General features: G+C 69.5%; 17 protein-coding genes and 1 tRNA gene. 5 read left to right on the top strand and 13 right to left on the bottom strand.

The window, feature by feature from the left end:
* Positions 1–46: 46 nt before the first annotated feature.
* Together ABD346_RS07780 and ABD346_RS07775 are read right to left on the bottom strand one after the other, a co-directional pair.
* Positions 47–835, bottom strand: coding sequence for a helix-turn-helix domain-containing protein (locus tag ABD346_RS07780; RefSeq protein ID WP_344373308.1), 789 nt, complete (start codon positions 833–835; stop codon positions 47–49).
* Positions 836–942: 107 nt separating this feature from the next.
* Positions 943–1017 (bottom strand) — tRNA-Leu (locus tag ABD346_RS07775).
* A gap of 99 nt (positions 1018–1116) precedes the next feature.
* Between ABD346_RS07775 and ABD346_RS07770 the strand changes: the two genes are divergently transcribed.
* Positions 1117–1773, top strand: coding sequence for an ANTAR domain-containing response regulator (locus ABD346_RS07770; RefSeq protein ID WP_344373306.1), 657 nt, complete (start codon positions 1117–1119; stop codon positions 1771–1773).
* A 74-nt stretch (positions 1774–1847) separates the two neighbouring features.
* On the opposite strand, the gene ABD346_RS07765 is transcribed toward ABD346_RS07770, so the two are convergent.
* The 8 genes from ABD346_RS07765 to ABD346_RS07730 all read right to left on the bottom strand — a co-directional run bounded on the left by ABD346_RS07765 (position 1848) and on the right by ABD346_RS07730 (position 11338).
* Positions 1848–2564, bottom strand: a complete 717-nt coding sequence (locus ABD346_RS07765) for an ABC transporter ATP-binding protein (protein ID WP_053729284.1) — start codon at positions 2562–2564, stop codon at positions 1848–1850.
* Positions 2561–3421, bottom strand: a complete 861-nt coding sequence (locus ABD346_RS07760) for an ABC transporter ATP-binding protein (RefSeq protein ID WP_381227078.1) — start codon at positions 3419–3421, stop codon at positions 2561–2563. Before ABD346_RS07760 ends, ABD346_RS07765 begins: the two co-directional genes overlap by 4 nt.
* 5 nt (positions 3422–3426) lie before the next feature.
* A complete protein-coding gene (locus ABD346_RS07755; protein WP_344373302.1) occupies positions 3427–5229 on the bottom strand; it encodes a branched-chain amino acid ABC transporter permease in 1803 nt (600 codons plus the stop codon).
* A 5-nt stretch (positions 5230–5234) separates the two neighbouring features.
* Entirely contained in the window at positions 5235–6164 is a 930-nt protein-coding gene (locus ABD346_RS07750) for a branched-chain amino acid ABC transporter permease (RefSeq protein ID WP_344373300.1), read from the bottom strand.
* A gap of 99 nt (positions 6165–6263) precedes the next feature.
* Positions 6264–7478, bottom strand: coding sequence for a branched-chain amino acid ABC transporter substrate-binding protein (locus ABD346_RS07745; RefSeq protein WP_344373335.1), 1215 nt, complete (start codon positions 7476–7478; stop codon positions 6264–6266).
* Positions 7479–7890: 412 nt separating this feature from the next.
* Positions 7891–8352 (bottom strand): hypothetical protein, encoded by a 462-nt coding sequence (locus tag ABD346_RS07740; protein WP_344373298.1) that lies wholly within the window; start codon positions 8350–8352, stop codon positions 7891–7893.
* 137 nt (positions 8353–8489) lie between these two features.
* Positions 8490–8957, bottom strand: a complete 468-nt coding sequence (locus ABD346_RS07735; RefSeq protein ID WP_344373296.1) for a PaaI family thioesterase — start codon at positions 8955–8957, stop codon at positions 8490–8492.
* 86 nt (positions 8958–9043) lie between these two features.
* On the bottom strand, positions 9044–11338 hold the full coding sequence (locus tag ABD346_RS07730; RefSeq protein WP_344373295.1) for an FdhF/YdeP family oxidoreductase: 2295 nt from the start codon (positions 11336–11338) through the stop codon (positions 9044–9046).
* Between the two features lie 180 nt (positions 11339–11518).
* On the opposite strand from ABD346_RS07730, the gene polA reads away from it, so the two are divergent.
* Positions 11519–14230: a DNA polymerase I gene (gene polA / locus ABD346_RS07725; protein ID WP_344373293.1), complete on the top strand. Its 2712-nt coding sequence runs from the start codon at positions 11519–11521 to the stop codon at positions 14228–14230.
* On the opposite strand, the gene ABD346_RS07720 is transcribed toward polA, so the two are convergent.
* Positions 14227–15132, bottom strand: a complete 906-nt coding sequence (locus ABD346_RS07720; protein ID WP_344373291.1) for a DUF4184 family protein — start codon at positions 15130–15132, stop codon at positions 14227–14229. The two genes, polA and ABD346_RS07720, sit on opposite strands and share 4 nt — an antisense overlap.
* 316 nt (positions 15133–15448) lie before the next feature.
* Here ABD346_RS07720 and ABD346_RS07715 point away from each other — a divergent pair, with 316 nt between their 5' ends.
* From ABD346_RS07715 to pgfA, 3 genes are all read left to right on the top strand, one after another.
* On the top strand, positions 15449–17140 hold the full coding sequence (locus ABD346_RS07715) for a lytic transglycosylase domain-containing protein (protein WP_344373289.1): 1692 nt from the start codon (positions 15449–15451) through the stop codon (positions 17138–17140).
* A 137-nt stretch (positions 17141–17277) separates the two neighbouring features.
* Positions 17278–17433, top strand: coding sequence for an SPW_0924 family protein (locus ABD346_RS07710; RefSeq protein ID WP_189961213.1), 156 nt, complete (start codon positions 17278–17280; stop codon positions 17431–17433).
* Positions 17434–17479: 46 nt separating this feature from the next.
* Positions 17480–18475 (top strand): cell envelope lipid trafficking protein PgfA, encoded by a 996-nt coding sequence (gene pgfA / locus ABD346_RS07705; protein ID WP_344373287.1) that lies wholly within the window; start codon positions 17480–17482, stop codon positions 18473–18475.
* A gap of 69 nt (positions 18476–18544) precedes the next feature.
* On the opposite strand, the gene hrpB is transcribed toward pgfA, so the two are convergent.
* On the bottom strand, positions 18545–21037 hold the full coding sequence (gene hrpB, locus ABD346_RS07700; RefSeq protein WP_344373286.1) for an ATP-dependent helicase HrpB: 2493 nt from the start codon (positions 21035–21037) through the stop codon (positions 18545–18547).
* Positions 21038–21161: 124 nt separating this feature from the next.
* Entirely contained in the window at positions 21162–22001 is an 840-nt protein-coding gene (locus ABD346_RS07695) for a class I SAM-dependent methyltransferase (RefSeq protein ID WP_344373284.1), read from the bottom strand.
* Positions 22002–22362 lie beyond the last annotated feature (361 nt).

Here is a 22362-nt window from a genome sequence, read left to right as displayed (position 1 = left end):
CCACGGCCCCTTGCCCACCCCTTGCAGGGGGCCCCGCCCTTGCTCCTCAGTACTTGGGGCCTATGTGTTGGTCCATCAATGCGACGGATGCCTTGCGGGCGATGGAGATGTTGAACGGGTCGCTGCCGCGCGCGAGGGTGGTCCACTCGACGCCGACGAGGTCGAGTGCTGCGCCGCAGAGGGCGCGGATGTCGTCAGACTTGTTGGTGAAGAGGTAGCGGGGGTATTCGTAGCGCTTGCGTTCGCCGCCCACGAGGCGGGTCGTCCAGTTGGTGATGCGACACCCGTCAGAGTGGATGAGCCCTCGGATGAATTGCCACGGATACGCGTCGACTATCTCCTGCTGCCATCGTTCCAGGGAAATCCGGCGATCGTGCTTCTTGCCCGGGCCGTGCTGCGGGAACAGGCAGGTCAGATGCTTCGAGCAGACCTTGATGTTGTGGCAGCCGATTTTGCGGACTCGGCACGTGGCGTTGTCGGGGAAGACCGTGCGCATCGCGGCCTCGGCTTCCGCCTGGATTCCTGGCCAGGCGTCGTCCAGGGTGATCATGAGACTGGGCACCCGGTGCTTCGAGTACTGACTGATGTGACCGTCGCCGAGGTAGAGGCCAAGCAGGTACGCATACGCCGCGGGGTCCAGGGGGCGGCCGTCGCAGCGCGGGCACTTCGGGTCGTGGGAGCCCGGGCATTCACCTCGCTTGGAGCGGTCTACATGGAGCCAGTACGAGACTGTGCCGAGCGGCACGTCCAACTGGCGCGCCACGTCCGCGTTCCTCTTCCCGCTCCGTAGCAGCGTGAGCGCCTTCTGCCGCACTTCTGTGCCGTGAAAGTTCATGCGAGCACTCTGCGTGATTTGAGGTTGCTCTGCGTAGCAAAAAGCGGAGGTCCACGCGAACGTGAGCCTCCGCTTGAAATGGCGTGACCTTCGAAACGAAAGAAAAGTGCCCCAGGTGGGATTCGAACCCACACTGTCCGCTGTTTGAGAGCGGCCTCTCTGACCAGTTGGAGTACTGGGGCCTTGGAAAGCAAGGTGCATGGTTACCCTGCGTGCCCCCACCATACCGCAGCTAGGTACGCTCTTGGGAAGCAGTACTTGCCTTAAAACGAGGAGCCCCCGTGACCGCCCCCGAGTCGCCCCAGCCCATCGCAGACGACGACGATGCGACGCACGTCCCCCCGTTGACGACCCGCGTCGTCATCGCCGAGGACGAGGCCCTCATCCGGCTCGACCTCAAAGAGATGCTCGAAGAAGAGGGCTACTCGGTCGTGGGCGAGGCCGGTGACGGGCAGAAGGCCGTCGAGCTCGCCCGGGAGCACCAGCCGGATCTGGTGATCCTCGACGTGAAGATGCCCGTCCTGGACGGGATCTCCGCCGCCGAGCTGATCGCGAAGGAGTCGATCGCTCCGGTGCTGATGCTGACGGCGTTCAGTCAGCGGGATCTGGTCGAGCGGGCCCGGGATGCCGGTGCGATGGCGTACTTGGTGAAGCCGTTCTCGAAGAGCGATGTCGTGCCGGCGATCGAGATGGCGGTGTCGCGGTTCACGGAGCTGAAGGCGCTGGAGCAGGAGGTCGCGGACCTCTCGCAGCGTTTGGAGACGCGGAAGTTGGTGGACCGGGCGAAGTCGGTGCTGCAGACGCAGTACGGGCTGTCGGAGCCGGCGGCGTTCCGGTGGATTCAGAAGACGTCGATGGATCGGCGGATGTCGATGCAGCAGGTGGCCGAGGCGGTTATTGAGGACGCCGAGGAGAAGAAGGCGGCGAAGGGTCAGTAGCCCCCCCGCGCATAAATGAGAGTGGCCCGCGTCCGGCACCCCGGATGCGGGCCACTCTCGTACGTACCCCGAATTCAGTCTTCGCCGAGGTAGGCCTTGCGGACGGATTCGTCGTGGAGGAGGTCCTGTCCGGTTCCGGAGAGGACGATTTTGCCGATTTCCATGACGTGTCCCTGGTCGGCGAGGGAGAGCGCGGCTTGGGCGTTCTGTTCGACGAGCAGGATGGTGGTGCCCTGGGCTTTGAGTTCGCTGATGGTGGCCATGATTTTCTGCATCATGATCGGCGAGAGGCCCATGGAGGGTTCGTCCAGCATCAGCAGTTTCGGCTGGGACATGAGGGCGCGGCCCATGGCGAGCATTTGCTGTTCGCCGCCGGAGAGGGTGCCGGCTGCTTGCTTTCGGCGTTCTCCGAGGATGGGGAAGAGGTCGTAGGCGCGCTGGATGTCTTTTTCGATGCCTGCTTTGTCGTCGCGGAGGTAGGCGCCGAGGCGGAGGTTGTCCTCGATGGTCATGCGGGGGAAGATGTGGCGGCCTTCGGGGGAGTGGGCCATTCCGAGGGCGACGATTTTGTGTGCGGGGACGTTCTTGAGCGGTTTGCCGTCGAATTTGATGTGTCCGGCGAGGGGTTCGAGGAGGCCGGAGAGGGTGCGCAGGGTGGTGGTTTTTCCGGCGCCGTTGGTGCCGATGAGGGTGACGACCTGGCCTGCTTCGACGCTGAAGGAGATGCCTTTGACGGCTTCGATTTTGCCGTAGGCGACCCGGAGGTCCTCGACTTCGAGGAGTGCGGTCACGGGGTGTCTCCTTCGGTGCTGGTGGTGCTCTGCGCCGATTCCGCCGCTTCTACTTCGGCGATTTCTTCTTCTCCGGGTGCGCCTTCGAAGGGGGTGCCGAGGTAGGCGGCGATGACGCGTTCGTCGGCCTGGACGATGTCGGGGGTGCCTTCGACGAGTTTTTCGCCTTGGACGAGGACGGAGACGCGGTCGCAGAGGTTCATGATGAAGCGCATGTCGTGCTCGATGACGAGGACGGCGATGCCTTGGTCGCGGATGGCGAAGATGAGTTCTTCGGCGGCGCGGGTTTCTTGGGGGTTCATGCCGGCGGTGGGCTCGTCGAGGAGGAGGAGTCCGGGTTCGCTGGCGAGGGCGCGGGCGATTTCGAGCTTGCGTTGTTCGCCGTAGGGGAGGTTGCGGGAGAGGTGGTCGGCTTTTGCGGCGAGGCCGGTGAACTCCAGGAGTTCCATGGCTCGTTCGCGGGATGCGTCCTCGGCCCTCTTGAATCCGGGGAGGCGCAGGAGTGCGGACCAGAGGCCTTCTTTGGTGCGGGTGTGGCGGCCGACGAGGACGTTTTCCAGGACGGTCATGTTGGGGAACAGGCGGATGTTCTGGAAGGTGCGGGCGACGCCGGCTTGGGTGACGAGGTGGGGTTTGGGGGGCAGGACGGTGTCCTTGTACGTCACTTTTCCTTCGGTGGGGACGTACAGGCCGGTGAGGCAGTTGAAGAAGGTGGTTTTGCCTGCGCCGTTGGGTCCGATGAGGCCGACGATTTCGCCGCTGTTGACGGTGAGGTCGACGTCTCGTACGGCGGTGAGTCCGCCGAAGCGCATGGTGACGCCGCTGGCCTGGAGGACGGTGTTGGTCGTGGTGGTCATGCTGGTCACGCCCCCGCCTTGGTGACGCCGACGGGTGTGTCGGTGAGGCTCTCGTCCGGCACGTCGAGTTGGCCGGTTTCGTGGAATTCGAGCTTTTTCCTGCGGTCGGCGACGATGCCTTCGGGGCGCAGGCGCATGAGGACGATGAGGGCTACTCCGAAGAGGAGGAGCTGGTAGTCCTGCATGAATTGGAGTTTGGCCGGGATGAGGTAGAGCAGGGATGCGCCGATGAGGGGTCCGCTCATGGTTCCCATGCCGCCGAGGATGACGGCGGCGAGGAGGAAGGCGGAGTTGGGGGGTACGGAGCCGGCGAATTGGTATTGCTCGGGGGTGACGGTGCTGGTGAGGTGGCCTTGTACGGTGCCGGCGAGTCCGGCGAGGGTGGCGCCGAGTGCGAAGGCGATGAGTTTGACGCGGAAGCCGTTGATGCCCATGGCGGTGGCGGCGGTTTCGTCTTCGCGGATGGCGACCCAGGCGCGGCCGATGCGGCTGTCGGCGCTGCGGCGGAAGACGGTGACGACGACGAGGGTGACGACGAGCATCAGCAGGTAGTAGTTGCCGGGTTTGCCGAGGGTGAAGCCGGCGATGTCGTGGCTGATGCCGAGGTCGTATCCGAAGATCGTGATGTCGGGGATGGCGGGGATGCCTCGGGAGCCGTTGGTGACGTTGGGCCCGCTGTTCCCGTTGAGGTTGTTCATGGTGATGCGGAAGATCTCACCGAAGCCGAGCGTGACGATGGCGAGGTAGTCGCCGCGCAGGCGCAGGGTGGGGGCGCCGATGAGGACGCCGAAGATGAGGGATGCGCCGGCGCCGACGAGGATGGCGGCCCAGAACGGGAAGTGGACACCGAGGCTGGAGGTGCTGGCGCCGGAGACGAGGGCTGCGGCGTAGGCGCCGACGCCGAGGAAGGCGACGTAGCCGAGGTCGAGGAGGCCTGCGAGGCCGACGACGACGTTGAGGCCGAGGGCGACGGTGGCGAAGATGAGGATGTTGGCGCCGATGAGGGCGTATTCGTCGCTGGACTGCGTGAAGGGGAAGCAGATCGCGGCGACGAAGGCGGCGCTGAGGGTGACGGTGCGGTGTTGTGCGGTGAGTGCGGAGAGGCGGGCGAGGAGGCCTGCCTGGGTGATTGCGGCGAATGTGAACACGGCGGTGATGAGGAAGCCGATGAACAGTTCGGTGTATTCGGTGTCGATGCCGTACGCGAAGACGTAGAGGCCGATGGCGAAGGCGGCGACGATGATGAGGATGCCGGCCCAGTCGGGGATGTTCTTGGCGGTGCGGGGGCTGGGGGCGGCGAGGGTGTGGCGGATGCGTTGCCAGGCGTTGTCGCCGGTGGTGTCGGTGCCGGGGGTGTCGCCGGGGAGGGCGAAGGCGGCGATGGCGGCGATGAGTGCGCCGACGCCGGAGATGTAGGCGCCGGGTTCGAGGTTGACGACGCCGCCGAGTTCGCTGGAGATGGCGCCGAGGGTGTACCCGGTGGTGCCGAGGGTGGCGAGCGCGAGGAGGCGCAGGGGTGCGTTGGTGCCGGCGGGGGTGAGCCAGCGCAGTCCTTGGACGCCGTAGGTGGAGAGGGCGAAGAGGATGGTGAGGGCGGCGGTGGTGAGGGTGAGGAGCTGGAGGCCGCCGGGGTAGCCGTCGACGGTGAGGTCGCCGGGGAAGTCGCTGGTCCAGGTCCAGGCCATGAAGGTGCCGATGAGGGCGATGGCGGAGCCTGCGGTGACGGTGTGCCGGGCGAGGGGGGTGGGCAACAGCGGGACGAGCGGGGTGCCGCTGTCGTTGGCGCGTGTGGTGGTGTTGGTGGTCATGGTGTTCACGCCCTGTCCGCGACGCGTTCGCCGAGCAGGCCTTGGGGTCGCACGAGGAGGACGACGATGAGGAGGACGAAGGCCCATACGTCCTTCCAGGCGCCGCCGCCGAAGAGTTCCATGCTGGGGATGTTGCCGATGTAGCCGACGGCGAGGGATTCGGCGAGGCCGAGGACGATGCCGCCGAGCATGGCTCCGTAGATGTTGCCGATGCCGCCGAGGACTGCTGCGGTGAAGGCTTTGAGGCCCATGATGAAGCCCATGCGGAAGCCGACTTGGCCGTTGTGGAGGCCGTAGCCGACGGCTGCGACGGCTGCGAACGCGGCGCCGATGGCGAAGGCCATGACGATGATGCGGTCGGTGTTGATGCCCATGAGCTTGGCGGTGTCGGGGTCCTGGGCGGTTGCCTGCATGCCGCGGCCGGTGCGGGTTTTGGTGACGTAGAACCCGAGGGCGATCATGCAGACGGGGGCGGCGATGAGGATGAAGAGGTCGCCGCGCTGGATGTTGGCGCCGAGGACGTGGAAGGGGCTGCCGTCGAACTGGGGGAAGGAGCGGTCCTTCTTGGCGTCGGGGTACCACTTCCATACGGCCTGCTGGAGAGCGAGGGAGAGGCCGATCGCGGTGATGAGGGGGGCGAGCCGTGGTGCGTTGCGCAGGGGCCGGTAGGCGAAGCGTTCGGCTGCGGTGGCGACGAGGACGGAGACGATGACTCCGCCGATGATCATGAGGGGGATGGCGGCGAGGAGTGAGAAGCCTGCCGGGAGTGCGAGGAAGACGGTGAGAGCCCCGAAGCCCCCGACCATGAATATCTCGCCGTGGGCGAAGTTGATGAGCTGGACAATGCCGTAGACCATCGTGTAGCCGATCGCGATCAGTCCGTACATCGCGCCGAGGATGAGTCCATTGGCCAGCTGTTGCGGCAGTTCGTGCACCGCGGGGCCTCCGTGAAGTGATCGGATATGGCACCGCGCGGGAGCGCTGGTGGCGCTCCCGCGCGGTCCATTTGAGTGCTGGGGCGGGATGTCGCCGGGTTACGGCTTGTAGGCCTCGCTGAGCTCGGGCTTCCAGGCGCCGTCGGTGACCTTGTAGGCGGTCATCATGGTGTTGGTGGTGTCGCCGTACTGGTCGAAGGAGACGGGGCCGGTGACTCCGTCGAACTTGACCTTGCCGACGGCGTCGAGGACCTTGGCGCGCAGGTCGCCGCTGGGGAGCTTGCCGTTGTTGGCGGTGACGACGTCCTTGACGGCCTGGATGATGGCCCAGGTGGCGTCGTAGGTGCCGCCCCCGTAGGCCTCGTAGGCGTCCTTGTAGTTGGCTGCCTTGTAGTTGGCGATGAAGGTCTTGGCGGAGTCGAGCTGTTCGACGGGCTTGCCGACGGAGGTGGCGAGGTCGCCGGCGGCCTTCTTGTTGAGCTTGATGAAGTCGGCGCTGTAGATGCCGTCGCCGCCCATGAGCGGGATGTTGGTGCCGCTGTCCTTGAGCTGCTGGCTCAGGGGGCCGGCGGCGGGGTATTCGCCGCCGTAGTAGAGGGCCTTGGCTCCGGTGTTCTTGACCTTGGCGACGATGGCGTTGAAGTCGCGGTCGTCGGGGTTGATGTGGTCGGAGCCGACGATCTTGCCGCCGAGCTTGGTGAAGGTGTCCTTGAAGGACGCGGCGAGGCCGGCGCCGTAGGTCTTCTGGTCGTCGATGAGGTAGACCGAGTCGATCTTGGCGTTGTTGAACAGGTACTTGGCGGCGAAGGCGCCCTGGACCTGGTCGGTGGTGGCGGTGCGGAAGAAGGTCTTGTAGGGGCGGACCTTGTTTCCGGTCTTCCAGCCGTCGCCCTGGGTCAGTTCGGTGCCCGTGTTCGCGGGGGATATCTGGGTGAGGCCCGCGTCGTTCAGCGGCTTCTGCATGGACTGCGAGACGCTGGAGTTGAGGGGGCCGACGACGCCGACGACGCTCTTGTCGCCGATGAACTTGGTGGCGTTCTGCTGGCCGACGGACGGCTGGGCCTGGTCGTCGAGCGGCTGGGTCTTGAACTCGACGCCGGGGACGAGGTTCTGCTTGTTCGCCGTCTGGGCGGCGAGGTCGGCGGAGTTCTTGATGCCGAGGCCGAGGGCGGACAGGTCACCCGTGAGGGGTGCGTCGACGCCTATGACGACGGTCTGCTTCTTGCCGCTGCTGTCGTCGCCGCCTTTGTCGCGCGAACCGCAGGCGGTGAGTGTGAGTGCGCCTGTGGTGAGCACTGTGGTGAGGATGAGCAAGGAACGGTGTCGCACGATGGGTCCTTTCCCTGGCGCGGCCTCCTCGTGTGCGAGGTGCCGTGTCGGTCGCCGGGCCGTACTGGGTGGTAAGGGCCGTGCAGCAGTCGCACCCGGCGGCGCGGTGACTGGCCGTGACTCTAAGCGCAGCCGAGGGGGGTGGGGAGCGGCCGGGACAGGATGTGACTTTCTTGTTATCCCAAGGCCAAACCTTGACGGCACAGGGCGGACAATCTGTACATTTCGTGACACTGGGATTTCTCGCATGATGAGAACGCCCAGTTCCGCTAAGGGGCTTGGGGGGATCATGGTGCTGACAGGCCGATTTGTGTCCGGATGTCGGTCGGTGGCCGACGGGGCTCTGTTCGGTGGCCGGATTTCGCTCTCCGGTGTCCGGCGCGATTGTCACGCACAGTCACGAAGATCCTGAGGGGGTGGGCTGCTTCGTCTGGGCCCAAGGGTCCGTCGTCGGGATGCCGTTGCGGTAGCGCTCGGCGCAACCGCGCTGCGCCTGCTGCTCGATGAGCCGGTCGCCCGCGGCCGCGCCGTGGGCCGCACGTTCCTTGCGGGCCGCGGCGAGGGTGGTCAGGAGGATCTCGTTCTGCCCGTCGGACAGGCCTTTCTCCTGGTAGTCGAGCCCGGAGCCCTGCCCCTCGTCGAGCTCCTGCTTCGCCCAGTACGTGATCAGGTGCGTGCAGAGCTCGGCAGGCGAAGTGGTGTGCGGCGAGGGCGAGTCGAGGGCCGAGGGGGACCGGCTCGGGGTGTCGGCGGGCGTGGCGTCGTGCCCGGCCGAACAGCCCGCCAGGGCCGCCGCCAGAGCGAGCGCGCACAGCGGCGCGAACCGTATCCGTACCCGTGGCCGCGCTCGGGTTCTCATGACACGACGTTAGGACCCGGTCCGCCGACATGACAATGGCCGGTGAGTCATCGACCCACCGGCCATCCGATGCCCAACTCGCCTGCCGCAAACCGGACTTGAGCGATCCGCGTTCGGCTTCCGCGGGCTGTGCGGGCTCAGCCCTTGAGGCCCTCCGCGTCGCGCAGCAGGCAGGTCAGGCGCGCCGTGCAGACCCGCTTGTCCTGCTCGTCGGTGATGACGATCTCGTACGTCGCCGTGGAGCGCCCGCGGTGCACGGGGGTGGCGACGCCGGTGACCAGGCCGCTGCGCACCCCGCGGTGGTGGGTGCAGTTCAGGTCGACGCCGACCGCGATCTTGGTGATGCCGCCGTGCAGCATCGAGCCGACCGAGCCGAGCGTCTCGGCGAGCACCGCGGAGGCGCCGCCGTGCAGCAGCCCGTACGGCTGGGTGTTGCCCTCGACGGGCATGGTGCCCACGACGCGCTCCGCCGAGGCCTCGATGACCTGCACACCCATGCGGGTGCCCAGGTGTCCGGCGGAGAACATGGCGGGCAGGTCGACGCCGAGGGCCGCGTACTCGTCGACGACTTCCTGCGGGAACTTCACGCTGCTCTGCTCGCCCATGGGCCACGGCTCCGTTCATCTGCGCTCGCACTGCTGTGTCCGCACCGTCATACCAGATGCCTGAGCAAACGCTTAGGACCGGGCTCTCATTCCCGCTGCCCGCTCTCCCGCCCGGCGCTCTCGAAGCGCACGATCACCGACTTGCTGGCCGGGGTGTTGCTGACGTCGGCCGTCGCACCCAGCGGCACCAGGACATTCGTCTCGGGGTAGTAGGCGGCGGCGCAGCCGCGGGCCGTCGGGTAGTGGACGACGCGGAAGCCCGGCGCGCGCCGCTCCACCCCGTCCTTCCACTCGCCGACCAGGTCCGTGTACGAGCCGTCGGCCAGGCCCAGCTCGCGGGCGTCCTCGGGGTTGACCAGGACGACGCGGCGGCCTCCCTTGATGCCGCGATAGCGGTCGTCGAGGCCGTAGATGGTGGTGTTGTACTGGTCGTGCGAGCGCAGTGTCTGCAGCAGCAGCCGGCCCTCGGGCAGCTCGGGGACCTCGACGGGGGCGGCCGTGAAGTTGGCCTTTCCGGTGGCGGTGGGGAAGCGGCGCTCGTCGCGCGGGGCGTGCGCCAGCTGGAAACCGCCGGGGTGGGCGACCCTGGCGTTGAAGTCCTGGAAGCCGGGCACGACGCGCGCGATGCGGTCGCGCACGGTCGCGTAGTCCTTCTCGAACTCGGCCCAGTCGATCGACGACCTGGCGCCCAGCGTGGCCTGCGCCATGCGCACGACGATGGCCGGCTCGGACAGCAGGTGGGGGCTCGCGGGGGTGAGGTTGCCGCGGGAGGCGTGCACCATGCCCATGGAGTCCTCGACGGTCACGAACTGCCGCCCGCTCTTCTGCACGTCCTTGTCGGTACGCCCCAGGGTGGGCAGGATCAGGGCCCGCCGGCCGGTCACCGCGTGCGAACGGTTCAGCTTCGTCGACACGTGCACGGTCAGTGAGGCCCGGCGCATCGCGGCCTCGGTGACCTCCGTGTCCGGGGTCGCGCCGACGAAGTTGCCGCCCATCGCGAAGAACACCTTGGCCCTGCCGTCGCGCAGCGCCTCGATGGACCGTACGACGTCGTAGCCGTGGTGGCGGGGCGGGGCGAAGCCGAACTCCTTCTCCAGGGCGTCGAGGAAGGCGGGCGCCGGCCGCTCGAAGATGCCCATCGTGCGGTCGCCCTGCACGTTGGAGTGGCCGCGCACCGGGCACACCCCGGCGCCGGGGCGGCCGATGTTGCCGCGCAGCAGAAGGAAGTTGACGACTTCGCGGATCGTCGGCACGGCGTGCTTGTGCTGGGTCAGGCCCATCGCCCAGCACACGATGGTGCGCCTGGAGGCGAGCACCATGGAGAGGGCCTGCTCGATCTCGGCGCGGGTCAGCCCGGTCGCCGCGAGCGTCCGCTCCCAGTCGGCCTCCTTGGCGGCTGCCCTGAACTCCTCGTATCCATGGGTGTGTTCGCGTACGAAGAGCTCGTCGACGCCTCCGTCGGTCTCCATGATCAGCTTGTTGAGGAGGCGGAAGAGGGCCTGGTCGCCGCCGATGCGGATCTGCAGGAACAGGTCGGTGAGCGCGGCGCCCTTGATCATGCCCTGCGGTGTCTGCGGGTTCTTGAACTTCTCCAGGCCCGCCTCCGGCAGCGGATTCACCGAGATGATCTTGGCTCCGGCGGACTTCGCCTTCTCCAGGGCGGACAGCATCCGGGGGTGGTTGGTGCCCGGGTTCTGCCCGGCCACCACGATCAGATCGGCCTGGTGGAGGTCCTCCAGGGACACGCTGCCCTTGCCGACGCCGAGGGTCTCCGTCAGCGCCGAACCGGACGACTCGTGACACATGTTGGAGCAGTCCGGCAGATTGTTCGTGCCGAACTCGCGGGCGAAGAGCTGCAGCAGGAACGCCGCCTCATTACTGGTGCGCCCCGATGTGTAGAAGAGGGCCTCGTCGGGGGAGTCGAGCGCGGTGAGCTCCTCGGCGATGATCCCGAAGGCCCGCTCCCAGGTGACCGCCTCGTACCGCTCGGCCCCCTCGGGCAGATACATCGGCTGTGTGATCCGGCCCTGCTGGCCCAGCCAGTACCCGCTGCGGGTCGCCAGGTCGGCGACGGGGTGCGCGGCGAAGAAGTCGGGCGTCACCCGGCGCAGCGTCGCCTCCTCGGCGACCGCCTTCGCCCCGTTCTCGCAGAACTCGGCCGTGTGCCGCTTGTCGCCCTCGGGCCACGCACAGCCAGGACAGTCGAAGCCGTCCTTCTGGTTGACCTTCAGCAAGGTCTGCGCCGTGCGCCGCAACCCCATCTGCTGCTGTGCCATGAGCAGCGTGTGGCCGATCGCGGGGAGGCCGGCGGCGGCATGCTTGGGTGCCTCGACCTGCGGCGCGTCCTGGACCGGATCACCTGCGGGCGGCTTGCTGGCCATGGCGCTGCTCCCCTTCGAGCGAACACGTCGTGCGGGTACGTCGTGCGGGTACGAGGTGTACGTACTCGATCCTGCCACGCGGCACCGACAGCCGTGCCGGGCAGGTCGGACACGTTCGGGCCGGGCGGCCGGAGCCGGGACTGGCCAGGATTGTCAGTGGGGCGTGGCAGGATCGGGGGCATGGCTGAGACAGCATCGAAGAAGACCCCGGACAACCGACCGCGCCTGCTCCTCATGGACGGGCACTCCCTGGCGTACCGGGCGTTCTTCGCGCTGCCCGCGGAGAACTTCACGACCGCGACGGGCCAGCCGACCAATGCGGTCTACGGCTTCATGTCCATGCTCGCGAACACCCTGCGTGACGAGGCACCCACGCACTTCGCGGTGGCGTTCGACGTGTCCCGCAAGACCTGGCGCTCCACCGAGTTCCCCGACTACAAGGCGAACCGGTCGAAGACCCCGGACGAGTTCAAGGGCCAGGTCGAGCTGATCGGCGAGCTGCTCGACGCGATGCACGTGGACCGGTTCGCCACCGACGGCTTCGAGGCCGACGACATCATCGCCACCCTCGCCACCCAGGCCGAGGCGGCCGGCTTTGAAGTCCTCATCGTCACCGGCGACCGCGACTCCTTCCAGCTGGTCTCCGACCACGTCACCGTCCTCTACCCCACCAAGGGCGTCTCCGAGCTGACCCGGTTCACCCCGGAAAAGGTCGAGGAGAAGTACGGCCTGACCCCGCAGCAGTACCCGGACTTCGCGGCGCTGCGCGGCGACCCGTCGGACAACCTGCCGGGCATCCCGGGCGTCGGCGAGAAGACCGCCGCGAAGTGGATCAACCAGTTCGGTTCGTTCGCGGAGCTCGTCGAGCGCGCCGAAGAGGTCAAGGGCAAGGCCGGGCAGAATTTCCGCGACCACCTGGAAGCGGTGAAGCTGAACCGCCGGCTGACCGAGATGGTCAAGGACGTAGAGCTTCCCAAGGGCCCCGCCGAGCTGGAGCGCGCCCCCTACGACCGCGCCGCGGTGACCGGCGTCCTCGACGTCCTGGAGATCCGCAACCCGTCGCTGCGCGAGCGGCTCCTCGCCGTCGACCCCGGCGCGGGCGAGGAAGAGGCCCCGGCGCCGGCCGCCGGCCTGGAGCTCGACGGCACGGTCCTCGGCGCGGGCGAGCTCGCCCCCTGGCTGGCGGAGCACGGCGGGCAGCCGCTGGGCGTGGCCACCGTCGACACCTGGGCGCTCGGCACCGGAAGCGTCACCGAGATCGCGCTGGCCGCGGCCGACGGCGCGGCGGGCTGGTTCGACCCGGCGCTCGTCGACGAGGCCGACGAGCAGGCCTTCGCCGCCTGGATCGCCGACGCCGACCGGCCCAAGGTCATGCACAACGCCAAGGCCGCGATGCGGGTCTTCCCCGAGCACGGCTGGTCCATCGCCGGCGTCACCATGGACACCGCGCTCGCCGCCTACCTCGTCAAGCCCGGCCGCCGCTCCTTCGCCCTGGACGCGCTGTCCATCGAATACCTGGGCCGCGAACTCGCCCCCGCCGGCGCAGCCGACGGCCAGCTCGCCTTCGGCGCCGACGACGAAGCCGAAGCAGACGCCCTGATGACCCAGGCCCGCGCCGTCCTCGACCTGGGTGGCGCGTTCACCGAGCGCCTCAAGGAAGTCGGAGCCGCGGACCTCCTGCACGACGTCGAGCTCCCCACCTCCCTGCTGCTCGCCCGCATGGAGCGGTACGGCATCGCCGCCGACCGCGCCCACCTGGAAGCCATGGAGCAGCAGTTCGCGGGCGCCGTCCAGCAGGCCGTCAAGGAAGCGCACGCCTCGGTGGGCCACGAGTTCAACCTCGGATCGCCCAAGCAGCTCCAGGAAGTCCTCTTCGGCGAACTGGCCCTGCCCAAGACGAAGAAGACCAAGACCGGCTACACCACGGACGCCGACGCGCTGGCCTGGCTCGCCGCCCAGACCGAGCACGAGCTGCCCGTGATCATGCTGCGCCACCGCGAGCAGGCGAAGCTGCGGGTCACCGTCGAAGGCCTCATCAAGACGATCGCCGCCGACGGCCGCATCCACACCACGTTCAACCAGACGGTCGCCGCGACGGGCCGCCTCTCCTCGACCGACCCCAACCTGCAGAACATCCCGGTCCGCACCGACGAGGGCCGCGCCATCCGGCGGGGCTTCGTCGTCGGCGAGGGCTACGAGTCGCTGCTCACCGCGGACTACAGCCAGATCGAACTGCGCGTGATGGCCCACCTGTCCGAGGACGAGGGCCTCATCGAGGCATTCACCTCCGGCGAGGACCTCCACACCACCGTCGCCTCACAGGTCTTCGGCGTCGCCAAGTCCCAGGTCGACCCCGAGATGCGGCGCAAGATCAAGGCCATGTCGTACGGCCTGGCCTACGGTCTGTCCGCCTTCGGCCTCTCCCAGCAGCTCAACATCGAGGCGGGCGAGGCGCGCGGCCTGATGGACACGTTCTTCGAGCGCTTCGGCGGCGTGCGGGACTACCTGCAGCGCGTCGTCGAGGAAGCCCGCGCCACGGGCTACACGGAGACGATGCTGGGCCGCCGCCGCTACCTGCCGGACCTCAACAGCGACAACCGCCAGCGCCGCGAAATGGCCGAGCGGATGGCGCTCAACGCACCGATCCAGGGCACCGCGGCCGACATCGTGAAGGTCGCGATGCTGAACGTGGACCGCGCCCTGACCGAAGCGGGCCTCACCTCCCGCCTGCTGCTCCAGGTCCACGACGAAATCGTCCTGGAAATCGCGCCGGGCGAGCGCAAGAAGGTGGAGACGCTGGTCCGCCGAGAGATGGCCGGAGCGGTGGAACTCCGTGCCCCGCTGGACGTCTCGGTGGGCGCGGGCAACGACTGGGAATCGGCGGCGCACTAGCGTGGGCCGCCGCCCCGCCGGGCCTGGGTGACCTTTCGCCCGGGCCCGGCGGGGCCGGGCGGCGCGGGGGTGGCGGTTCGGCCGAGGCGGCCCGACCGCCACGCCGCCGCATAGGCCAGCAGGCCGAGGACGAGTCCCGTACCGCCGCCGAAGCAGGCGCTCGGGATGAGGCCCAGGACGGACGCGTCGCCGTAGAAGGCGTACCAGCGCAGACACCGGTACGCCGCGAGCGCTGCCGTGCACAGCATCAACAGGCCCAGAATGATGGGGAGTTGGCGTGGGGTGAGGCCGGGCGGGACCTCTGCGGTGTTCGTGGGGGCGGTGGGGCGGAGGCTTCCGGGGGAGGCCCGGCGCAGTGCCGTCACCGTGAACCAGCCGATTCCCGTCAGCGCGAGGGCCGATCCGCCGTACTGGGCATACCAGTACAGAGGGAACCCGGCGAGCTTCTCGCCGAGCACGGGCAGGACCCGCATCCCCCAGCGGTCGAAGTGGGTGAACGCATCCCACACCACATGCGTGGCGGAGCCGATCGCCGCCGACAGCGCGAACCGGCCCGCCAGAGCCCATGACCCGGGCCGCCGCCACACCTCGCCGCGCACGACCGCGTACACCCGCGAACGCCAGGACGCCCTCGGCAGCAGCGCGATCAGCGGTTCACGCAGCAGCACCCACAGCGCGACCAGTGCGCATGCCGAGGCGACATCCACGGTGACGACCCCGAGCGCGGAATGCGTGACCCGGCCGAAAGGCATCGCGGCCGGCACGACCGTCGCCACGTAGTACGTCGCATCCGGCGCGAACGACCCCGCGACGAGAGCGGACGCGACCAGCCCGCCGCGGCCGGTGCCGTTTCTCCGGATGCCCGGCAGTACGGCCGCGGCGTGGCTCAGCGTGAACGGCATGCGTGTCCCATTGGTCGATTGGCCTGTCTGTCCGTAGTTGTCATGGTTCGTCAGCTGCCGGTGGTCGGCCGATTCCTGTTAGCCGTCCGTTAGCCGTTGGCGGTTAGATGGCGCTCGGCACCTCTGGTTACCCGTCAGCGATCACCAACGTTCGGGGTTCGGCACCGGTTCCCCCGCCATCGGCCGGCAACGCGCAGGTGGCGAATCGGTGAAAAGCGGTCGGCCCGCGGTGCAGTAGCGCCAACGGGTGCCGTAGTGTCACGTGAGTCTCGCGCTGGGGAGCGCGGACAGCCGAATACGGGGAGGGACTTGACGTATGGCACCGCACATGGGCCGACGACTGCGCAAGGGAGCGGGCACCACGGCGGTGGCCGCGCTGGCGGTGGCGGCGCTCTCCGCCTCGCAGGCGCCGGGAGTCGTGCACGCGAGCACCCCGACGGACCAGGCGGCTTCCGATGTGACGCCGACCCCCACCCCCGACGCCCCGGCCTCCGGCAACTCCCCGTACTACACGGACCTTCCGCCGCTCACGTCGCCGACGCCTCCGCCGAACGCGTCCACCGGCACGCTTCCCATCGGTGACCAGCAGGGCATACCGGCCACCGTCCTCGACGCGTACAAGAAGGCGGAGGCGGCGCTCGCCACGGACCGGCCGAACTGCCACCTCCCCTGGCAACTGCTCGGCGGCATCGGCAAGGTCGAGTCGGGCCATGCGAACGGCGGCCGGGTCGACGCCAACGGCACCACCCTCACCCCGATCCTCGGCCCGGTGCTCAACGGTGCCGGGTTCGCCAACATCACCGACACCGACGGCGGCGCGTACGACGGCGACAAGGTGCACGACCGGGCGGTCGGGCCGATGCAGTTCATCCCGTCGACCTGGGCGAGCTCGGGCCGCGACGGCAACGGTGACGGCGTCAAGGACCCCAACAACGTCTACGACGCGGCGCTCGCCGCCGGGTTCTACCTCTGCGGCAACGGCCGCGACGTCGCGGTGAAGGCCGACCTCGACAAGGCGATCCTGAGCTACAACCAGTCGCAGGAGTACCTGACCACGGTCACCACGTGGTTCGACTTCTACCGGCGCGGCACCCACGAGGTCCCCGACGGCACGGGCTCGCTGCCCAGCCGTCGCAGCGACCAGAGCACCCCCAAGCAGCCGCCGGCCACCCCGAAGGCGCCGCCGAGCAAGAAGCCGACGCCGCCCCCGACCCCGCCCGCCCCGCCGGTGAAGCCGCCGGTGCCGCCCACCAAGCCCGACGGCGGCGGCACTCCGACGCCTCCGGTGCCGACCGTGCCGCGGGCGACGACGTTCGAGGGTGTGGGCGCCAAGGAGTTCACGGCGTTCGCCGGCGGCGCGTTCGGCGGGCAGCCGACGGCGCGCGTGAAGGACGCGTCCGGCAAGGCGATGGCCAAGGTGTCGGTGACGTTCGAGGTCGTCGGCGACACCGACACCCGCTTCGCCGGCGGAGCCACCAGCGTGACCGTGGCGACCGCGACCGACGGCACGGCCGCCGCCCCCGCGCTGAAGGCGGGCGAGAAGACCGGCACGTTCACCGTGCGGGCCACCGTCGCCGAGGCCAAACTGTCCGCCGTCGAGTGGAAGGCGACCGTCGTCGCCCGGCAGGCCGACATCCTGGCCCGCAGCGACGCCAAGGAGCTGACGGCGGCGCCGAGCGGCGAGTTCGCGAACCAGGTGTCGGTCAAGGCGACCTACAAGGGCGCCGTCGCCTCCGGTGTGGCGGCATCCGCGACCATGATCGTGACCCCGGCCGCCGGCGCCGACCCGAAGGCCGCGCCCAAGGTCAACGACAAGGGCCCGTACTTCAAGGACGCCAAGGGCAACCCGGTCCGCGAACTCACGGACCTGAAGACCGACGCGAACGGTGTCCTGGTCCTGCCGAAGATGTACGCGGACGCCCAGACCGGCACGTTCCTGCTCCGCCTCACCACCGAGGGCGGCGCCGCGCTCACCGTCGAACTCAAGGTGGCCGCCGCGGCCTCGTAGCAGCACACCGGCCCCGTTCTCCCCAGCAGCCCCTCTGCCGCCCGGCGGCAGAGGGGCTGTTCGACGTGTTCTCATCTCGGCCCGGCGTTGCTACGGTGCCCACTCCTGACGACCCATCAGCTCTACGGAGGCCGAGCATGCGCGCCCTCATAGCCGCCGCGATCGGACTGGCCGCCGCCCTCGCCCTCGTCCTGACGATCTCGGCCATCGGCGCCCCCGAGGGCAAGACCTCGCCGAAGCCGCTGCTCACCACCGTCCCCAGCGCCCCGGGCAAGATCACGCAGACCAAGTAGCGCCCAGACCAAGCAGAGCCACCCCATGTCGAGGGAGAGCAGGTCCATGCGACGCAAAGCCAGTCTCGTCCTGCTCGCCCTTGCCGTGTTCTTCGGCGCCCTGTCGCCCCTGTTGCGCTGGTACGCCTTTCCCCGGCTCGCGAAGATCCCGCCCAGCCAGTACCAGGAGGCGGTCCTCGAGGCGAAGAACGCCACCCTCATCGACTACGGCACCATGCAGTCGAAGACGGTCCCCAAGGTGACGGTCGTCCAGACGCTGAAAGGCAACGTCGAGGCGGCCAAGGAGATCGAGAAGAGCGCCGGCCGGGACGTCGTGGTGTGGGACACCCTCTCCTACGTCCAGGGACCCGACGGCAAGATGGTGTCCCAGATACCCGAGCGCTACATCTTCGACGCCCACAGCCAGGCACCCGTGCACGCCACCGGCGAGATGGTCGACGGCGATCCGGTGCAGCGCAAGGGCATCGAGTTCAAGTTCCCCTTCCTGACCGAGAAACGGGACTACGAGTACTTCGACTTCCAGGCCCGCACCTCCGCGCCCATCCACTACAAGGGCACCCAGAAGTTCCACGGCCTCGACGTGTACTACTTCGAGCAGACCATCCCGTGGACCAAGGTGGCCTACCCGAAGAAGATGCCGCTGCCCGGCATCGACTCCAGCACCCTGGAGAAGACCACCGGCACCTCCCTCTGGTACACCACCACGCGGAAGTTCTGGATCGACCCCGTCACCGGCGCCCCGGTCAACGGCGAGGAAGTCAACCAGGAGGAGATGCGGGGCGGCACCCTCCTCGGAGGCCGCGACAGGGTCACTGTGTTCGCCGGCGACGTCAAGATGCGCGACGACTACGTCGACTACACCGTCGACCTGGTCAAGAAGAACCGCGTCCTGGTCCTGCTGCTCACCTCCTACCTCCCCTGGGGATTCCTCGGCCTCGGCCTCGTCCTGCTCGCTCTGTCCCTCTGGCTGGAGGCGCGCAGCCGCCGCCCCAGCGACCCGCCTCCCGCCGTCACGGAGCAGCTCGACCCCGTCATCGCCTGAGCCGCCCAGCCTGCGGGTGCCTGAGTCCGGGTCCGCCCGGATCGGACGCGGGCTCCGGCTGGCAGGCCCCTACTGTTTGAGCCGCGCCTTCGTGAACCGCGTCGCCTCCGCGCCCGTCGGATCCTCCGGCCACGGGTGCTTGGGGTAGCGGCCGCGCAGCTCGGCCCGCACTGCCCGGTACCCGTCGCGCCAGAAGGTCGCGAGGTCCGCGGTGACGGCGGCGGGCCGTCCGGCGGGGGAGAGCAGATGGACCAGGACGGGCACACCGGCCACCTCGGGCGTGCCGTCCAGGCCGAACATCTCCTGCAACTTGACGGCGAGGACGGGCTGTTCACCCCCGTACTCCACCCGTATCCGGGATCCGCTCGGCACCTGGATGCGTTCGGGGGCCAGCTCGTCGAGACGGGCCGCCTCGCCGGTCGCCCACGGCAGCAGCCGGTTCAGCGCGGCCCCCGCCTCGATCCGCCCGAGGTCCGCCCGGCGCCGGGCGCGCGAGAGTTCGGGTTCCAGCCAGGCATCGGGCCGGGCGAGCAGTGCCGCGTCGGACACGTCGGGCCAGGGTTCTCCCAGCACCCGGTGCAAGAACGCGAGCCGCTCGCGCAGGCCCTGCGCGTCACGGGTCCAGCGCAGGAGCCCGACCCCTTCGCGCGCCAGGCCGTCGAGCAGCGCGTCGCGCACGAGCGCCGGGTCCGGGTTCTTCAGCGGGCGTACGGACAGCTCGACCGAGCCGAGCCGGGCCACCCGGCGGGCCACCACGTCGCCGTCCTCCCAATGCACCTCCTCGCCTTCGGCCAGCAGATGCCCCGCGGCGAGCCGGGCGGTGGCCTCGTCGATGACGGCGGCCAGGCGGACCCTGGCGGAGGCCGCCTGTACCGGCCGGTCGGCGACGGCCACCGCCAGCCAGCCCGCCGTGGCGAGACCGGACCCCTGGGTCACCTCGGCGCCGGTGCCGGACGCCATGAGGAACGAGCCTCCGCCGCGGGCCCGCGCCACCCGCTCAGGGAACGCCAGGGCCGCGACGAGCCCGGCGGCGGCCTCGGCGGAGCCCTGCTCGGGATGGCTCCCGGCGAACGAGGCCAGGCGCCGCACCTCCTGGAGCCAGCGCCCCGCATACCCGTCGCCGCCACGGCGCGCCGTGCGCCAGGCCGCCGCCAGGTCGTCCCCGTACTCCCGCGGAGGCTCCTCGCTCAGCAGAGCGACCACTTCGGCGGCCCGCCGCCCGCCGACCTCCGAAGCGCCGTCGAGGAGAGCCCGGGCGAGCCGGGGATGCAGCCCGAGCCGGGCCATCCGGGTGCCGCGGTCGGTGGCGCGGCCCTCGTCGTCGACGGCGCCGATCGCCGTCAGTACGGCACGGGCCGCGGCCATCGCGCCGGCCGGTGGCGCGTCGAGCAGGGCGAGGCCATCGGCCGACGGGTCGCCCCAGCAGGCTGCCTGCAGGGCGAAGGCGGCCAGGTCGGCGACCTTGATCTCGGGGGCCGGGAAGCGCGGCAGGCGGGTGTTCTCCGCCTCGGTCCAGCAGCGGTAGACCGCGCCGGGGGCCTCACGCCCGGCCCGGCCCGCGCGCTGGCGGGCCGCCGCCTGCGAGGCCCGTACCGTCGTCAGCGCGCCGAGGCCTCTGGAGTGATCCACCCTGAGCTCGCGGGCCAGGCCGCAGTCGACGACCACCCGCACCCCGGGCACGGTCAGAGAGGACTCGGCGACCGCGGTGGCCAGGACCACCCGCCGGCCGTCGGATCCGGCGAGCACCGTGTCCTGGACGGAGGCAGGGGCCCGCCCGTGGACCTGGAGCACCTCGATCCCGCCGAGGTCGCCCAACTGCCGTGCCACGCGGGCGATTTCACCGACACCGGGCAGGAAACAGAGCACGTCGCCGTCCCGCTCGGCCAGCGCCCGCCGCACCGTGGCCGCCACGTGCGAGAGCAGGGCTGGATCCACCCGCATGCCGTGCGGCGGCCGGACCGGCTGCGCGGGCGGCGCCCACACCACCTCCACAGGGTGCGCGACCCCGGCCGCCTCGACGACCGGCGCGTCCCCGAGCAGCCGGGCCCAGCCTTCCGCGTCGGTCGTCGCCGAAGCCGCCACCAGGCGCAGCTCGGGCCGCAGGGCCGCCCGTACGTCGAGGAGGAAGGCGGCGACGGTGTCCGCGTCGAGATGCCGCTCATGGCACTCGTCGAGGACGACGACGTCGACCCCGGTCAACTCCTGGTCACGCTGCAGGCGTTGGAGGAGCACACCGGTGGTGACGACCTCGACGACGGTGTCCGGGCCGACGGAGCGTTCGCCGCGCACGGTGAAGCCGACCTTCGCGCCCGTCCGCTCGCCGAGCAGCCAGGCCATCCGGCGCGCGGCGGCCCGGGCCGCGATCCGGCGGGGCTCGGCCACTATGACCCGCCGCACCGGGCCGCCCCCGACCAGGCCCGCGAGGACCAGCGGCACCAGGGTGGTCTTGCCGGTACCGGGCGGGGCACACAGCACGGCCGTGCCGTGCCCGTCGAGCGCGGCCAGCAGCTCGGGCACGGCCTCGCGGACGGGGAGGGCGTCGAGTGCGTCGGTTCGGATCATGCGCTCAGTGTCGTACGTTCCGCCGGACCGCGTGACGCTCCGTCCACAGGGACGGTGGGCTTGTATGACTAACTCTGGGTAACGCACGCTCCGGGGCCGGGCCCGCGTCGGATCCGGACGCGCGTCAGTCCCGTACGCACACGAAGATCGCCGTGCCCGGGATCAGATTGCCCCGCAGCGGGGACCAGCCGCCCCACTCCTGGGTGTTCCAGGACGGCCACTCCGGCTCGACCAGGTCCTCCAGGCGGAAGCCGCCCGCGACCACGTCCCGCACCCGGTCGCCCAGCGTGCGGTGGTGCTCCACATAGACCGCGTGACCGCTCTCGTCCTGCTCGACGTACGGCGTGCGGTCGAAATAGGAGGCGGCGACGGACAAGCCCTCGGGGCCCGGCTCGTCGGGGAACGCCCAGCGGATGGGGTGGGTGACCGAGAAAATCCAGCGGCCACCGGGGCGCAGCACCCGGCGCACCTCGCGGAAGACCCTCACCGGGTCCGCCACGAAGGGGACCGCGCCGTAGGCCGAGCACGCCAGGTCGAAGGAGCCGTCCGCGAAGGGCAGCGCCCCGGCGTCCGCCTCGACGAGCGGGAAGGCGCCGCCGTCGATGCGCAGCGCGTGCTGGAGCTGGCGGTGCGAGAGGTCGAGGGCCACCGGGCGGGCGCCCTGCGCGGCCAGCCAGCGCGAGCACTGGGCCGCGCCGGCGCCGATCTCCAGGACGTCGAGACCCTTGAGGGACTCCGCGGGGCCGAGCAGCCGGGCATCCGCCTCGTCCAGGCCCTCGGGGCCCCACACGAACCGGTCGTCCCCGAGGAACGCTCCGTGATCGGTCTGGTACTCGTCGGCGTTGCGGTCCCACCAGCCACGGCTGGCCCGGCTGCTCTCCGTGTCGCCGGCGGTACGCCTGGTCGCCTCGGGCTCGGATTCGGACCCGTTCTCGGACTCGTACGCTTGGATCTCTTGGCTCATCGTGTCCGTCGTTGTAGTTTGCGCGGAACGCGACCTCGTGTTCCGAAGGTTCTCGAAAGAGGTCTGCGGGGCCCATCGTGGCCTCGGGGAACCTTAGTTGTGCCGGGAATGCGGGGATCCGCCCCGGGTGTGCGCCTTCGCGCATTGACCGTGTCCGGCTGCCCCCGTATGCTACAAGTTGCGCTGCGAGCCTGCGCACCTCAGACGTAGCAGGCGCGCTTCCATCTGTTGTATGTCCCCTCGGTTCTCGAGGCGCCATCCGGACCGACCCGGATCGGCGCTTCCCAGGCTGTCCGGCTTCTGCAGAGGCGATACGGGCTCTCGGCGTGGCAGTACCTACGACTTTCTGTCCGTAACCGGA

Origin of the sequence: Streptomyces mauvecolor (genome assembly GCF_039532965.1) — a bacterium.
Classification (GTDB): Bacteria; Actinomycetota; Actinomycetes; order Streptomycetales; family Streptomycetaceae; genus Streptomyces; species Streptomyces violascens.
This window is presented reverse-complemented; position numbering and strand designations above follow the sequence as displayed.

Coding starts and splice junctions, on each gene's coding strand:
- ABD346_RS07730 (WP_344373295.1), bottom strand. CDS start 11,338: ATGGCCAGCAAGCCGCCCGCAGGTGATCCGGTCCAGGACGCGCCGCAG.
- ABD346_RS07710 (WP_189961213.1), top strand. CDS start 17,278: ATGCGCGCCCTCATAGCCGCCGCGATCGGACTGGCCGCCGCCCTCGCC.
- ABD346_RS07780 (WP_344373308.1), bottom strand. CDS start 835: ATGAACTTTCACGGCACAGAAGTGCGGCAGAAGGCGCTCACGCTGCTA.
- ABD346_RS07735 (WP_344373296.1), bottom strand. CDS start 8,957: ATGGGCGAGCAGAGCAGCGTGAAGTTCCCGCAGGAAGTCGTCGACGAG.
- hrpB (WP_344373286.1), bottom strand. CDS start 21,037: ATGATCCGAACCGACGCACTCGACGCCCTCCCCGTCCGCGAGGCCGTG.
- polA (WP_344373293.1), top strand. CDS start 11,519: ATGGCTGAGACAGCATCGAAGAAGACCCCGGACAACCGACCGCGCCTG.
- ABD346_RS07740 (WP_344373298.1), bottom strand. CDS start 8,352: ATGAGAACCCGAGCGCGGCCACGGGTACGGATACGGTTCGCGCCGCTG.
- ABD346_RS07760 (WP_381227078.1), bottom strand. CDS start 3,421: ATGACCACCACGACCAACACCGTCCTCCAGGCCAGCGGCGTCACCATG.
- ABD346_RS07720 (WP_344373291.1), bottom strand. CDS start 15,132: ATGCCGTTCACGCTGAGCCACGCCGCGGCCGTACTGCCGGGCATCCGG.
- ABD346_RS07755 (WP_344373302.1), bottom strand. CDS start 5,229: ATGACCACCAACACCACCACACGCGCCAACGACAGCGGCACCCCGCTC.
- ABD346_RS07715 (WP_344373289.1), top strand. CDS start 15,449: ATGGCACCGCACATGGGCCGACGACTGCGCAAGGGAGCGGGCACCACG.
- ABD346_RS07695 (WP_344373284.1), bottom strand. CDS start 22,001: ATGAGCCAAGAGATCCAAGCGTACGAGTCCGAGAACGGGTCCGAATCC.
- pgfA (WP_344373287.1), top strand. CDS start 17,480: ATGCGACGCAAAGCCAGTCTCGTCCTGCTCGCCCTTGCCGTGTTCTTC.